The sequence below is a fragment of the Enterobacter sp. KB-221C9 genome (assembly GCF_041320715.1).
In the GTDB taxonomy this organism is placed as follows: domain Bacteria; phylum Pseudomonadota; class Gammaproteobacteria; order Enterobacterales; family Enterobacteriaceae; genus Enterobacter; species Enterobacter asburiae_D.
Genome location: NZ_JBGIWG010000014.1, coordinates 26,967 through 42,130 on the forward strand (window position 1 = coordinate 26,967; position 15,164 = coordinate 42,130).

At 57.5% G+C, this 15,164-nt stretch carries 5 protein-coding genes and 2 pseudogenes; 1 reads left to right on the top strand and 6 read right to left on the bottom strand.

From position 1 onward, the window contains the following. Nucleotides 1-454: 454 nt before the first annotated feature. From AB8846_RS18505 to AB8846_RS18515, 3 genes and pseudogenes are all read right to left on the bottom strand, one after another. Nucleotides 455-1,282 (bottom strand): annotated as a pseudogene (locus AB8846_RS18505) (hemagglutinin repeat-containing protein); the annotation flags it as partial. A gap of 134 nt (nt 1,283-1,416) precedes the next feature. Then, nucleotides 1,417-1,650: a hypothetical protein gene (locus AB8846_RS18510; protein ID WP_370733365.1), complete on the bottom strand. Its 234-nt coding sequence runs from the start codon at nt 1,648-1,650 to the stop codon at nt 1,417-1,419. Beyond that, nucleotides 1,647-3,218 (bottom strand): annotated as a pseudogene (locus tag AB8846_RS18515) (VENN motif pre-toxin domain-containing protein); the annotation flags it as partial. The gene AB8846_RS18510 and the pseudogene AB8846_RS18515, both read right to left, overlap by 4 nt. Nucleotides 3,219-3,540: 322 nt before the next feature. On the opposite strand from AB8846_RS18515, the gene AB8846_RS18520 reads away from it, so the two are divergent. Further along, entirely contained in the window at nt 3,541-3,996 is a 456-nt protein-coding gene (locus AB8846_RS18520; RefSeq protein ID WP_370733366.1) for a SymE family type I addiction module toxin, read from the top strand. A gap of 280 nt (nt 3,997-4,276) precedes the next feature. Here the strand turns inward: AB8846_RS18520 and AB8846_RS18525 are convergent, their stop codons facing one another. From AB8846_RS18525 to AB8846_RS18535, 3 genes are read right to left on the bottom strand one after another with little or no spacing between them, the layout of a single operon-like run. Further along, entirely contained in the window at nt 4,277-12,898 is an 8,622-nt protein-coding gene (locus AB8846_RS18525) for a hemagglutinin repeat-containing protein (protein ID WP_370733367.1), read from the bottom strand. A gap of 19 nt (nt 12,899-12,917) precedes the next feature. After that, nucleotides 12,918-13,430, bottom strand: a complete 513-nt coding sequence (locus AB8846_RS18530; RefSeq protein ID WP_370733368.1) for a toxin-activating lysine-acyltransferase — start codon at nt 13,428-13,430, stop codon at nt 12,918-12,920. A gap of 2 nt (nt 13,431-13,432) precedes the next feature. Continuing rightward, nucleotides 13,433-15,118, bottom strand: coding sequence for a ShlB/FhaC/HecB family hemolysin secretion/activation protein (locus AB8846_RS18535; protein ID WP_370733369.1), 1,686 nt, complete (start codon nt 15,116-15,118; stop codon nt 13,433-13,435). Nucleotides 15,119-15,164: the final 46 nt, after the last annotated feature.

Sequence of the window (15,164 nt, forward strand, 5' to 3'; positions counted from 1 at the left end):
GTTTTATAACCTGGTTTGATCCAAAAGAAAATAAGAAAATTGTCGAGAAAAAAAATCTGGAAAGCGGTTTGTTCGCTTCTCCTGCCAGAACATCTGCCAGCGAGTTATTCTCAAACGTATTCTTCCCGGCCTACGCGGTCGGCACTGCCGCTGTCAGATTATCTGCTTCGGTTTTTTCGGAAGTGCTGGGAGTAGATCCACCAACAACCTATTGCTCCAATAACTCCTCCCGCGATACTTCCTTTCAAAATTTTCACGTAATCAATAGAGGACAAATTCAAAGATAATCCATCAAGGAAAAAGTAAAAAAGTCTGATTAAAATCTGCATAGTTACAGCAGCAATAAATAACCCAACCGGAAAGGCTATTAGCAGGTAAATGAAGATTAAAAACCATTTTGAGACTAAGCTTTTCATTTCCCACCGCCCAGTTCTTTTTCTGCGTGATTCGCTTTATCACGGACAATCACCGTGCCATTTTCAACCGCAGCACGCGTGGTGCCTTCCGCGCTGCCGCTGCTGTCTGCCCCGCTCAGCATGCCGTTTGCCATATTCCCGGCAAACTGTCCGGCGATGCTGCCGCCGGTGCTGATGCCCGCGCTCTGGTGCTCCACGCTGTATTCGGCTGTGTTATGGATATCCCGCCAGCCGAGCGTGCCGGTGTCGAGGCGGTTTTTATCCGCCGTGGCGGAGGAGGCGATAACCGCACCGTCCAGCTGCGTGTGGCCGCCCACCGTGACGTCAAACCCGCCGGAGCCTGCGAATATCCCGCTCTGCTCCCGCACGGAGGCAAAATCGCTGTCCATTTTGTCGCGGCTGTAGCTGATGCCGCCCGAGCCGGTCATGGTGCCGAAGCTGAAGCTGCCGCCTGCGCTGATATTCTTCTGGCTGCTGTCATAGCGGTCGGTGTCCTGCTCGCTGGTAATGGTCAGGTTACGCCCGATATCGGCCAGCACGCTCTCCCCGCTGACCTGCGCCCCGGTGAGATGCGTATCGCGGCCGCTGATAATCGTGAGCGTATCCGCCGCGTTAACCGTGGTTTCGGTGTGGGTGAGGGTGGTGCCGTTCTCCTTACCTTTCCCGGCATTCACGCTGGCGGAAATGTTGATGCCCGCGCCACCGGAGCCATAGCCAATCCCGATGCCCGCGCTGCCGCCGTGACTCTCATTTTTGCCTTCAAGCGTTGAGGTGTTTTGTGCCGACAGGAGGTTCACGTCGCGGCTGGCCTGAAGCAGCAGGTCGTTTCCGGCATCAAGCTGGCTACCCTGCACCAGCACATCCCCCGTCCGTCGCCATGTTTGGCATACCGACTTTGATGGGCCGTCACTACAAGTGAAGTGGACTTATCAACACCATGCTGATGTGACCACATAACTTCACTCCGGTCATATCTCACGACTTTCTGTAGTGAAATGGATCATTTTTTTAGCGAATTAGCAACCCACAACATTAAACCTGCAAAGCTACCGATACTTACACTTATTTTGATTAAAAGAAAAAAAATACTTGATGAAAAAGACATTTGTATTCCTTTATAAAAAAAGAAAAAAAACTCCCCACATATATATAAAACCACCCCTGTTAGAAAAATTGACACTATGCTAAAGGCAATCAAAAAAAATAAAGGGAACATGAATTTTAGTGGTTTCATTTACCACCTCCTGCTTTTTTCATTTTGTATTCTGTATATTTACCGCCAACTTCTGAAGATATACTACCTCCAATGTCGCCAATTGAACTGGGAACATTACTTGGCACCATTTCCTTTGAGATCCCAAAATCTCCTTTTATTTCAGTAAACTGCATTAACTCTGAGTTGAATTTCGGATCCCATCCACCTTTCCACCAGTTTGCGCCAGAATTTATTCCCCACGATAGGCCCTTACCGATACCATAGCCTGCGACAGAACCCACACCATTGATTAATGCACCAGACAACGGGTCCTTACCATCAATCCAGTTACCCAATGCGCCACCAGCGGCATTCCAGCCCACAGTGCCCACCACGTAATTACCCATAGTGATTACGTTTACCCAGCCAGCAATAGCCACATTTGCCGGATCAATTGTGCCATCAACCCAGTAACTGATACCTGCGTTCGCTCCAGCCCCTAGTGCCCACATGGACAGAGTCTCCCCTGAGAGAAAAGCCGTGCCTCCAGATGCAATTGCCAGTGCGACAGCATCCCGCTCATTTATTGCTTTCTGACATGCCGCCCCGGACGGGTTATCGGCACATGTTGCCATATCCGTTCCGTGCTGTCGTAACCACGCAGCCTGTGCATCTTCACTCCCGGCCATTAGGTTATTCTCCACCGTCGTCTTCCCTGTCTGCGCCCCTGCCACCGCGGATGCCGTGCTGTCACCCGTCAGCCCGCCCGCGATGCCTGCGGCGAGGGTCGCCAGGGCGCTGATGGTCTGCTTTTCACTTTCGCTCAGCGCAGCAACATCCTTCCCGTACATCTCCAGCGCGAGCGTGCCCGCCACCTCTCCGGCGGCGGCACCCGCTGCACCCGCGGCACCCGCAAGCGCGTCTTTCCCCTGCACTGCCGCCAGTACGGCACTGGCCACCGCGTGGGCAGCGGCTTTTTCCATCCCGTCGTCCAGCCCGGACCGGTGACCGATAATCTCCGCCACGTACGGTGCGGCGGCTCCGGCCAGCGCGGCTGTCATATCGCCACCCGCCAGCCCCTGAGCCGCAGCGGTGGCTGCCTGGATGGCCCGCTGGATATCGCTGCCCGTGCCGGACTGCGCCTCCCCGTTCAGCTCGCCCTGCGTGCGGGCGATATCAGACACCTGGCTGCCGATGTCGCTGATAAGCTGCGCCTCGTCGAGCCTGCGCTGCTCTTTCTCCTTATCGAAGATAGCGTCGATGCTGCCGTTTGCATTCTCCGTGTCGCGGGAAAGAGCGGCGGTATCCTGCGCCTGATTCGCTTTATCACGAACGGTAATGGTTCCTTCTCCGACAGCGGCACGCGTGGTGCCCTCCGCGCTGCCGCTGCTGTCTGCCCCGCTCAGCATGCCGTTTGCCATATTCCCGGCAAACTGTCCTGCGATACTGCCGCCGGTGCTGATGCCCGCGCTCTGGTGCTCCACGCTGTATTCGGCTGTGTTATGGATATCCCGCCAGCCGAGCGTGCCGGTGTCGAGGCGGTTTTTATCCGTCGTCGCCGCAGAGGCCATCATGCCGCCGTCCAGCTGCGTGTGGCCGCCTGCAGTGCGAATGTGTCCTGCATGTATGAACTTTGTGCCACCAGTTTATTATCCACCTGTATATTTTTATCTGAACATATTTACTGTGATTATTTAAAAGAAAGTGTTACTGGTATCGTTATTATTTTTTCGAGCTGCTTCGCATTTATTAAACATTCCCTGTAATACAACGCTGTGTTTTTATCCATAGCGGTATAATAGGCACAGGTAATTTCAGCGGCATGGGCTGTGAATAATATGTAATGAAAGTGAAGCGGTAAGCACGCGGTATAAAGGTGTTGGCGCACCGATATACCGCTAACCACAAACAACTAAAGAGGAGTTGATTATGGCTGAGAAGAATTCTATGCCAGAGTGGGCTATTGCCCAAACAGAAAATGCAGTATTCGAGAGTGATAATGAAATCCGCGAGCCGGTGCACAAAAAAGATGCCCGTCGCCTGCATGGTAAGCGGACTGATGCTGCCCCTTTACATCCGCGAGCTGAAACGCCGCAGGACAGTTCAGCCTGTTGTGAGCTTTATTCCCGTATGGACAGAAATTACCTGCCCCTTAACGGGAAGTGGTTGTCGAATGCGGGTTTTATTGATGGTATGCCGGTGAAAATCCGTGTGATGAAGGATTGCATTGTGATTACTCCACAGCATACGCGCGAGTTATGGGGATGTCTTGAAGGTATGAGTGTAGTGAATATAAATAAGCAGAAAGTGGCTAACTGGTTGAAGACGTTTCCGGGAGCGCTGAATGATACGGGGGATGTGCCTGTGATTAAGCGCGATAATTAACAGTTAAAAGACCGAACACGGCTCTATTACCGTGTTCGGTCATATCTATGCTATCGTCCAGATGTATTTTTAGAAAAGTAAGGGATGAAATATATACCTATACCACCTACTAACCCTCCCACAGAACCAACCTTAATACTAATGTTTAGTATGTCAAAAAAAGGAATATTAAAGCTTCTCATTTCGATTATATAAAATAAGCTGCGGCTAATAAAAACCCCAGTAGTAACTATTGATATAACAAATGATATAGTGGCAATCAATTTGAGGAGATTAAGCATTATTTTTCCCCTTCTTTTAAATGGTCGGCAGCTTTAGAGCTACCTTGACCTATGCTTTCAGTTGAGCCGGAAGCAATGATGTTCCCTATCACAGCTGGACGTGGATCCAAAGGTAATGGTCTACTTATGCCCATTCCCAAATCTACCCAATCATAGTTTTTCCATGCGGGATTAACCCATTTGTCTAATGAGATTGTGGCTGCCTTACCTATTCCATATCCTATACCAGCAGAACCACCACTTATGATTGCTCCCATTAAAGGGTCATCCCCTTTTAAGTAATTAGATGTGGCTCCCCCCGCTGCGTTCCAGCCCATAGTCCCCCAGACGCCCGTATTTGCTGTAAATCCTCCAACATAACTGGCAATCAGGACATCTGTGGGATTAATATCGCCCGTCAGCGCATACTGAATCCCCGCATTTGCTGCTCCACCAATCCCCGCCGTCACCTGCATTCCTCCTGGCAAATAAATCAGTCCTGCTGATGCCATTGCGAATGCCACTGCATTGGCTTCGTTCTGTGCTTTCTGACATGCCGCCCCGGACGGGTTATCGGCACATGTTGCCATATCCGTTCCGTGCTGTCGTAACCACGCAGCCTGTGCATCTTCACTCCCGGCCATCAGGTTATTCTCCACCGTCGTCTTCCCGGTCTGCGCCGCAGCAACCGCAGATGCTGTGCTGTCGCCCGTCAGCCCGCCCGCGATGCCTGCAGCGAGGGTCGCCAGGGCGCTGATGGTCTGCTTTTCACTTTCGCTCAGCGCAGCAACATCCTTCCCGTACATCTCCAGCGCGAGCGTGCCCGCCACCTCTCCGGCGGCGGCACCCGCTGCACCCGCTGCACCCGCAAGCGCGTCTTTCCCCTGCACTGCCGCCAGTACGGCACTGGCCACCGCGTGGGCAGCGGCTTTTTCCATCCCGTCGTCCAGCCCGGACCGGTGACCGATAATCTCCGCCACGTACGGTGCGGCGGCTCCGGCCAGCGCGGCGGTCATATCGCCACCCGCCAGCCCCTGAGCCGCAGCGGTGGCGGCCTGGATGGCACGCTGGATGTCGCTGCCCGTGCCGGACTGCGCCTCCCCGTTCAGCTCGCCCTGCGTGCGGGCGATATCAGACACCTGGCTCCCGATGTCGCTGATAAGCTGCGCCTCGTCGAGCCTGCGCTGCTCTTTCTCCTTATCGAAGATAGCGTCGATGCTGCCGTTTGCATTCTCCGTGTCGCGGGAGAGGGTTGCCACATCCTGCGTCTGGTTTGCTTTGTCACGGACAATCACCGTGCCATTTTCAACCGCAGAATGCGTGGTGCCTTCAGCGCTGCCGCTGCTGTCTGCCCCGCTCAGCATGCCGTTTGCCATATTCCCGGCAAACTGTCCGGCGATGCTGCCGCCGGTGCTGATGCCCGCGCTCTGGTGCTCCACGCTGTATTCGGCTGTGTTATGGATATCCCGCCAGCCGAGCGTGCCGGTGTCGAGGCGGTTTTTATCCGCCGTGGCGGAGGAGGCGATAACCGCACCGTCCAGCTGCGTGTGGCCGCCCACCGTGACGTCAAACCCGCCGCTGCCTGCGAATATCCCGCTCTGCTCCCGCACGGAGGCATAATCGCTGTCCATTTTGTCGCGGCTGTAGCTGATGCCGCCCGAGCCGGTCATGGTGCCGAAGCTGAAGCTGCCGCCTGCGCTGATATTCTTCTGGCTGCTGTCATAGCGGTCGGTGTCCTGCTCGCTGGTAATGGTCAGGTTACGCCCGATATCGGCCAGCACGCTCTCCCCGCTGACCTGCGCCCCGGTGAGATGCGTATCGCGGCCGCTGATAATCGTGAGCGTATCCGCCGCGTTAACCGTGGTTTCGGTGTGGGTGAGGGTGGTGCCGTTCTCCTTACCTTTCCCGGCATTCACGCTGGCGGAAACGTTGATGCCCGCGCCACCGGAGCCGAAGCCAATCCCGATGCCCGCGCTGCCGCCGTGGCTCTCATTTTTGCCTTCAAGCGTTGAGGTGTTTTGTGCCGACAGGAGGTTCACGTCGCGGCTGGCCTGAAGCAGGATGTCGTTTCCGGCATCTAGCTGGCTGCCCTGCACCAGCACATCCCCGTCCGTCGCCACCACCGAGAGGTTATTTCCGGCGAAGAGGCTGCTGCCTTTCGCCGTGGTCTCCTTCATGGTCTGCGTCGATGTTGAGGACTGGCTGCCGTAAGAGAGGCTGATGCCGATCGTGTTGTCATTGCCCGCCTGGTTGCCGGTGGCCTGGTCGGTGAGGACTGCCTGCGCCCCCTGTCCCGCGGTCATCGCACCTTTGACCGCCTGCAGTGCGGCCAGACGGTCGTTATCGGTCTCCCTGGCCTGTTTCAGGGTGCTCACGCTGGTGTTAAGCGCGCTGCCCGCGGTACCGGACAGCGCGAGCGTCAGGCCGGAGGATTTCTGCTCCACGGTATGAGTCTGTGCGCTGCTGTCCGTGGCGGCGGTGATGCTGACATTTTTCCCGGTGAGCGTCATGTCCTGCCCGGCTATCAGGTCAGAGCCGTGCACCGCCAGATCATGACCTGCGCTGAGTGAGACATTGCCGTTTACGGAACCGATGGTGCTGCCCCGATGGGTCACCTCCTGCGTATTATCCGTCACCTTCAGGCTCTGGCTGCCGTAGCTGATACCGATGCCGCCCGTACCGGAGAGGCCGGATTTTTTCTCCTGTCGCTGATGGCTCTCCTGGCCGTGCTCGTCTGCGGAGGTGACGGTCAGGTTGTTTCCGGCCGCGAGCCGGACATCGTTATCTCCGACAATATCGCTACCCTGAACCCGTAAATCATGTCCCGCCTGCAGGGTTACGCTGTCGCCGCTGAACAGGGAACCCTGCGCCGTCTCGCTATTTACCACATCGTGCGTGGTCACGGTTTTTTTCGAGAACGCGCCGCTGCTGCCGGTGGATTGATGGTGTGATTCAAATTCGCTGCTGTCGATGGCGGCGGTGATGGACATATCACGGCCTGCGCTGACGGCAAGGCTGCTGCCCGCGTCGACGGTCGCGGCCTGAGCGCTAACGTCGCGCCCGGCCATCATTGAGACATCGCCTCCGCCAGCCACCTCGCTACCCACCTGCTGCGTGGTGGACTGCTTCAGCCAGTTATTTTTATCCCAGGTCAGGTTATCGCTGGCGGAGGTGGTCACGGTGGTGAGGTTCAGGTCACGTCCTGCATTAAGCACGGTCTGGCTCTCGCTGCCGCTGTTAACGACCTGCGCCCCGGTCAGATTGAGATCGCGCCCGGCGCTCAGCACGAGCTTGCCGTCGTCACCCTGAACGTAGATGCCCGCAACTCGCTCAAGGGTGGTGCGCTCAAAGCTGTTTTTCCCGGCGGTGTTTTTGGCGCTACGGGTCGTGGTGGTGAGGTTGATATCCCGCCCGGCAGTTGCCAGTACGGAATTGTTACCTGAGATTGTGCCGCCAATGTTGTTAATGTCCGTGCGGGCCAACAGGCTGACATCCGCACCGTGAATGGTACCCGCGCGGTTGGTGAGGGAGTCTGCGCTAAGCTGAACCCTCTCCTTGCCGTGGATCGTGCCGCTATTGACCAGATCGCGGTTCAGGTTCATCACCACGTTCTGACCGCCCATCAGCGCGCCAGCGCCGTCAACGTCGCCCGGCTGTACGCGAACATAAACCTGCGGCACCATCACCGTCTGCCAGCTTCCGTCCGCAAGCTGGACGCGGGTGTTGACCAGCCAAACCATATCTTCCGTCAGAAGACCCATCTGCTCGGCGGTGAGCGCTACTCCCGGAACAAGCTGATGCGCCTTGCCGAAAGCAATACCGGCATCCATCAGCGCTTTGAACTGCGTTTCGTCGTCACGGTGGTCGCCCAGGTAACGCCCGCCGGTAAGCGCAATGATCTGCTCCCGCACCAGCCGCTGCTCGTAATAGCCGTCGCCAAGACGCTTGTGCATGTTGTCATGGTCCAGCGCGAACGCGTCCTGCATGTAGTCGCTGCCCAGCCACGCTTTGTTGTTCGTGAAGCGTGGATCGGTCTCGATCAGGTAACGGGCATCGGGTGCTGGCAGCGTGTTAAACAGGCTGTTGTCCGGCAGGCGGATGTCGGGGGCGATTGCGCGGATCACGTCGCCCTCTGCGCCGCTGGCAGGGGTTTCAATCCATTTCCCTGCCGTATTGCTGGCAGGCAGCACAGGGGGAAGTTTTTCCTGTTTCGGTGACGCCGCGCCCACGTCGACGGACAGGCTCCCCGTCCCATTGAGCGTGGCATCTGTTCCGTGCGCGGCGGCGGGCGAAAGGGTCATGCCGCTGCCCTCGGTCTGGCTGTATCCTTCCATTTTGCCCGGCGACAGGGTGATCGACTGGATCACCACGGGTGGCAGATAGTCCGAGGTACTTTTTCCCTGAGAATCGCCGCCTTTTTTGGTTTTACGGCTGTAGTGTGTGACCGAGCCTGCATCCGTTATCCATCGGCTGCCTTCCGGCATGACGTTATCTACCGAATCGGCGAAAATACCGAGCGTACCTCCCGCGACAATCTGGCTTTTGTCGTTCAGGACGTGGTTCGCGCTGATGACCATTTGTCCGCCGGAGAGGATCTTGCCCGGGTCACTCTCTGCAATAACCTCCTCTTCGATGGTGCGGGTGTAGTTGTACTCGTAAAAGTTGTCGTTGTTGGCGCCGGTATCTTCCGGCGTGTTCAGGTTCAGCAGGTTGTCGGCCGAGTTGTGGTCGACAAACACGCCTTCTTCATCAGCGCTCCAGCGCTCGGGCGATCCCTTGTGCTGGTACTCGTGGATCTGCTCGGTGGAGATCAGCGCCACCTCGGTGCTGAAATGGTCGTTGATGTTATTAAGCTGGCTGACGGAGAGCGCCATGTCACCTGCGGACTCAATGGTCGCGCTGTGGTTGTTCAGCGTTTGCGCCTGTCCGGTCGCAAAGCCGTTATCGTCCACGCGTCCACCGATGGCGAGCACGCCGTCGCTGTAAATCAGCGCGTGGTCACGGTTGTTGATCGTCCCCGCCCCGATGTCCACGCGCTGGCGTCCGGCGATAGTAGCCGCCGTACCGTCCTGGGCAAGGTTATTGAGCGTTGTCGCCTGAAGTGAAAGATGGTCGCCATAAAGTCGCCCCGTTCCGACGTTGTTCAGCGTGTCCGCATTAATCCACGTCTGGCTGCCGTCGATAAGACCGTAATTACTGAGGGATGAGGAGACGGTCAGCCAGGTGGCTCCGGCGGCAATCTCACCGGACGCGGTATTGAGCAGGCTTGCGGCGCTGAGGTCAAGTTTTGCCCCTGCCAGCAGGTTACCGCTATTGGTCACGCTACCCGGCGTGGTGAATGTCATGTTGCCGTTGGCGATAACGTCGCCCGCGTTGTTAAAACTCTGCTGCGTGCGAATCATCATGTCGCCGAGCGAGAGGACCTGGCCATCGCCGGTCAGCGATTCGGCTTCAAGCGTGACGTTCTCGCCGCCAATCACGACACCATCAGTGTTGATGAGGCGCAGAGCCGCGCCGCTCAGCGACAGCGTGCCTGCGGCGGACAGTTCGCCCTGAGTGTTATTGAGTGTTTCGGCGTGAGTGATGTGCAGCGTATCGCCTGAAATCACCGTTCCCTGCGCGTTATCAAGCTGCTGGCTGACGATGGCCACATCCAGCCCCTCAATCCCTTTCCCGGCGGCCTGGGTGTTTCGGTTGATCAGGCTGGCAGCGTTGAGCGTCACCGTTGCGCCGCTGCGCATCAGCCCAAGCGTGTTGTCGATAACCCCTGAAACGGCGTTAACCATCAGGCTGCCGAGGGATTGTATTTGCCCCTCGTGGTTATCAAGACGTTCGAGATTTAACGCGATCGCCTGCTCGCTGACCACGCGCCCGCCTGCGCGGTTATCTAGCGACACGGCGTGCAGCGTGATGTCGCTCTTCGCCCCAATCGTGCCGTTCTGGTTGTTCAGGCTGGCGGTCGCCAGCTGCATTGACGCCAGGCTGTAGAGCGTTCCTTGCTGGTTATCCAGCTGATATCCGTGTGTATCAAGGAAAATGCCGTTGCCCTGCATCACTCCCTGACGGTTATCGGTATCGCTGCGCGTTGCAAGCGTTAGCGCGTCCAGCGCCACCAGCGTGCCAGCGATATTGCTAAAGCGGGTGGTGTCTAACGTCGCCTGTTTCCCCGCCAGCACGACTCCCGCATCGTTTTGCACATCGGCGGCCAGGATCGCTATGTCCCCCTGGCTGACGATCCCGCCGGTGTCGCCGCTTTCGCGGTTGCTGATATGCTCCACGTTCAGCGTAAGGTCACCACCGGTCTGCACCAGACCGCCACCGTCGTTATCCAGCCGCTGCGCCGTGAGCGTAAGGTCGCGTTGGGCGGCGATAACCCCTCCCTGGCTGACGATTTGCGCCGTTTCTATACGCGCACTGTCACCCGAGACCAGCGTTCCCTGCGTATTCTCAAGCGTCCAGGTGCGTGCATTGAGCGCTCCCGTCGCGCTGACCGTACCGTTGCGGTTATTCAGCGCGTCGGTTAAGTCCAGCGTCAGGCTTTCGCCTGCGCTGATCGTACCGAACCGGTTGTCAACGGAGAGTGCATCCAGATGCAGGGTGGCTTCAGAGGCCAGCATGCCGTCGCGGTTATCCACGCGGGTGGCCTGCATCGTGGTCTTTTGCGCACCGGCCAGCATGCCGTGCTGGTTATCAATGGCGCTGGCGAGGACATCCAGCTCGCCAAAGCTGACGATACCCCCCGTAGCGAGGGTATTTTTGTTTGAAATCGTATTGCCGTGCGTGTTGATGGACATTGCCGAACCGGACTGGATAAGGCCGTTATCGTTATTCAACGCACCGCTTTCGAGGGACAGCGTGGTGCGGGCGACGATTTGTCCGCTGACGTTGGTCATCGGCTTGATGCTGGCGAGCGCGATGCGGCCCTTTTCCGCGCTAATAAGCCCGCTGTCGTTGTGCATCTGGTCTGCGGTCACGCTGATGCTTTCTGCGGCGGCCAGTACGCCTTCGCGGTTATCCGCCACACCCGCGGTCTTCACCGACAGGCTACCTGCATCTGCGGCCAGGATCTGGCCTTTACGGTTATCCAGCGCGGCGGCATTAAGGGATATTGCGGCGTTGGCGGCAATGGTACCGTCGCGGTTATCTATACCGTCCCGGTGGGTGAGTTCCAGCGCCTGCGATCCGCTCTGGCTAATCTGGCCTTTCTGGTTTTGCAGCTTTTTCGCCGCGAGCGTGATGCGGTCGGCGGCAAGCTGGCCGCTGCTGTTATCGAGGGTGCCGGATGTCGTGACGCTGAGTTGGTCATTCGCAACGACCTGCGCGCTGGCGGTACGGATATCGCCCTGTCCGGCATTGAGCGTAATGTTTTTTGCCTGCGTCAGGCTCCCGGAGGCATCAAGACCCAGCCCGGAGGCGGTTACGTTACCGCCCGCCGCGTTCAGGCCATGCATCTCAAGTTTGCCGCTGGCGTTGAGCGTCATGTCGCCGCCGCTGCCTAATGCGCCGTCTGGCTGCACGCCAGCGGCCAGCGCTCCGGTGCTGACAATCGTGTTGCCCGTCAGGCTAACGTTACGCTGTGCCGCGATGGACCCGCTGTTCTGAACGGCAGCGCTACCAGAGAGGACAACGTCAGCGGAAGACCAGATTGCACCGCTGTTTTCGATACGGCCATCGGCTGAGAGGGTGACCATCCCGGCTTCTGCGCCAATATTGCCCGCATTACGCACCCCGACGCCTTTTTCCGTCCCGAGAAGGCGAATTTTTCCGGCGTACATGCCGCCCACCTGCGATACATCCAACGCCATTCTGGGTTTTGCCGTGCCGTTATCCGCGAGCGCAGTAATCTGTTCATGAGCGGCATCCACGCTATTGCGCCCGGTCGTGACGCGTAAATCCTGGGCATGAATGGCCGCATTTACCTGCACCGCACGGCCAATAATATCGGTGTGGCTCTGGCCGGTAGCGTTCATTCCGTTACCGTTAATGTGAATTTCACCCTGCTCGACCCGGTAGCCCGTTATCTGACCGTTCTGCATTTGCGCCGTGCCGGTGGTGAGCGTGGCGCGCCCGGCGTTGATAAATCCGCAGCCGTCGCAGGTAATGCCCGACGGACTGGCAATGACGACGTCCGCTTTTTGTCCCGCCACTTCGATAAAGCCGTTAAGGTGGCTCGGATCGCGGGCGTTAACCTCGTTGAGGATAATTTTCGCTTCGCCTTTTGCCAGCCATGGGTTGGCTGCCACCATTCCGCCGAGCTGGGAGGTCGTATTTTTATGGGAGTTGTTAAGAATGGCCCCCTTCTGATCAACGTCGAACTGACTGAAGGTATTGCGGGAAACGCCGCCCGCTGATGGCGTCTGGATATTCACCTGCGGCGTACCGTTGGCGGTGCTGATGATGGTTGGCTGCTGTTTATTGGGTGCCGATTTATCCGCCACAATCCCTGCGGCCTGTACCGTTATTGCCCCGCTTGCCAGCCACAGGCTGAGGCTAATCGCCCCGACGCGGCAGATAAGTCGCTGGTGGTTATGTTGCAAACCGGAAGAGGGCGCGCTGCCAGAACAGCCGCGAGCCAGCTCCGATACCACCATCAGCATGCCGCGAGCTTTGTTAAAGACGATACGGTAAAGACGTTTGTTCATGTGAAAATCCTTTTATGTGTTATCCGTGCAGCGGGTGCGTCTTTTTCCAGTTCAGCAACGCGTCGCGCGTGACCCGTTTGCCGTAAAACGTTTTGATGCGGCGTCCTTTTTCTTCGCCGCGATGCCAGAGAGAACGGGCCATGTGATGCGGGAAAATCTCTTCGCGTAACAGGCGGAACATGTCTCGTGCGTGGCCAAAGGGGGCGATAAAGTCGCGAAACCAGAGGCGATCGCCGTTGCACCAGTCTTCCTCTGGCAGGGTAATGGTGGCCTCGTTGAGATAGCGGCCTTCAGCCTCTTCGCTCATCCACGCCCAGCTCAAAAAAAATACCGGGCGACCTTCTTTTTCCACGAGGACGTACTGCTTGCGCTTGATAACGGGCAGAAGAACCACAGGCAGCACGTGCAGCGGCGCATCCCGGTGGTTGAAGGAGTGCATCCATAGCCAGACCGATGCGCCCAGCGCTTCCGCTTCGTTAAGGGTTTCGCCCAGCATAAACGGGCAGTGGACCGTGAATTCGCCATACCGCATCGTCAGAGATCCATGTTCAGGTTGAAGCCGAACGTGGCCGGGCTGGTTTTGAACCCCTCGGGGCGAGAAAACGGAACGCCCGCAAACAGGTCGAAGCCGACTTTCCAGAGCGTGCCGCGTAGCCCGGCTGCACCACCGGCCAGGTGATTTCCCGTCAGGTATTCCGTTCCGCTGCCCGCCACTTCGCCGTAGTCGGCTGCCAGATAAAACTCGGTGCCCGGGAGAGGGGTCTGTAAGGAGAGATCGTTGCGTACCAGCCAGCCACGATCGGCATTCAGGGTGCGTTCACCATCAAAGCCGCGCACGGTCCAGCGCCCGCCAATGGAGAATTGATCCTGCGAAGTCAGCGGGGTGGTGCTGGTCTGACGCTGCCAGGCTATGTCGTAGCGGAAATGCTGGTCGATCAGCTCAAACGGCAGGCTCAGGCGGGCATCCGTGCGAAGAATGCGGCTCAGCGCCGTGGCTTCATCGAATACTTCTTCTGGCGCAGGCTGTGCGCCAAACCAGCGAGTACCGCGCTGATAGCTTATTCCTGCATCCAGCGTTGCCGGGCCAATATAGTGACGGTGCGAAAGTCCCGCCTTCCAGGAGGAAACGTGGCGACGCTGCACCTCGATTTCAGTGTCGCTGATGTAATTTCGCGTGGTCCGGCTCTCGACGTCCCACGTGAATGAGGTTTTTTGCGCGCTGTTGCGGTGCAGCACCCGGCTGAGCTGGGCAACCAGGCTTTGGCTCTTTCCGCTGTAGCGGTAATCACCGCTCAACCCGGCGACCGTCTGGTGGTAGTGATAGTCGCTGCCGGTCAGGGAAAACCCCCACCAGCCAACCGGAACGGACCAGTGGGCGCTGAGGTTCTGGTTGCCTTTCTCCGGGCCGGTTTGCAGGTCATGGTTAATGGAAAACCAGAAGAGATCGCTCAACGCCAGCGGGTTATCCAGTGAGAGGGTCAACCCACCCTGATAGCGTCCGGTTGATGACGAGCCGGAGTCGTCAAGCGAGAGGCCAAGCCGCCAGAATTTGCTCTGCTGGCGGGAAATAACAATATCGCTTTCGCCGGGCTGCTCGGCAGGAACAATCTCCATTTCCACCTGCACGGTGGGCAAGCGCTGGAGGTTCTCAAGCCCTTGTTCAATGTCCCGCAAATCGAGCAGATTGCCGTCATGCGCCGGGAAGGCGCCGTAGAGCCAAATCCAGGGGCTGCTGTTGTCGGTTAAGGTGACGTGACGAATTTTTCCAGGGATCACGGCCAGCTTTAAGTGGCCGCTTTTTATATCCTGAGCGGGGGCCAGCACGCGTGCAGTCGTCCAGCCATGGGAAATCAGCCGGTTCTGAAGCGTGCTCATCAGATAATTAATTCCTTTCGCGCCGAGGCATCTCCCCACCGCCCGATCCGCGAGGCGTTGCAGCGGCAGCCAGTGTGGCAATGCGTCCTGTCCTGAGAGCGTAACGTCGTGAATAACAAAGCAGGGCGTTTCGGCAGGAAATGCCGTGGTGATGGCTTTTTCAGCGGGGGGCTGCAGGCGAATATCCGGCGCCTGCGGCGTCAGCTGGGCTTCCAGTGCCTGCTGACGCTGCTGCTGAAGGATAAATTGCTCATCGGCCGGTGCGGCAACAGCCGCCGCTGAAAGGCTGAGAATAGCGCAGATGAAAAAGACGGCTCTTTTCGTCCTTAATCGTTGAAAGTCCATTTCAACATTTTCCCTTACAAAAAGTAATGTTTTCTTGCGAGGGATA

Coding starts and splice junctions, on each gene's coding strand:
- AB8846_RS18510 (WP_370733365.1), bottom strand. CDS start 1,650: ATGAAACCACTAAAATTCATGTTCCCTTTATTTTTTTTGATTGCCTTT.
- AB8846_RS18520 (WP_370733366.1), top strand. CDS start 3,541: ATGGCTGAGAAGAATTCTATGCCAGAGTGGGCTATTGCCCAAACAGAA.
- AB8846_RS18525 (WP_370733367.1), bottom strand. CDS start 12,898: ATGAACAAACGTCTTTACCGTATCGTCTTTAACAAAGCTCGCGGCATG.
- AB8846_RS18535 (WP_370733369.1), bottom strand. CDS start 15,118: ATGGACTTTCAACGATTAAGGACGAAAAGAGCCGTCTTTTTCATCTGC.
- AB8846_RS18530 (WP_370733368.1), bottom strand. CDS start 13,430: ATGCGGTATGGCGAATTCACGGTCCACTGCCCGTTTATGCTGGGCGAA.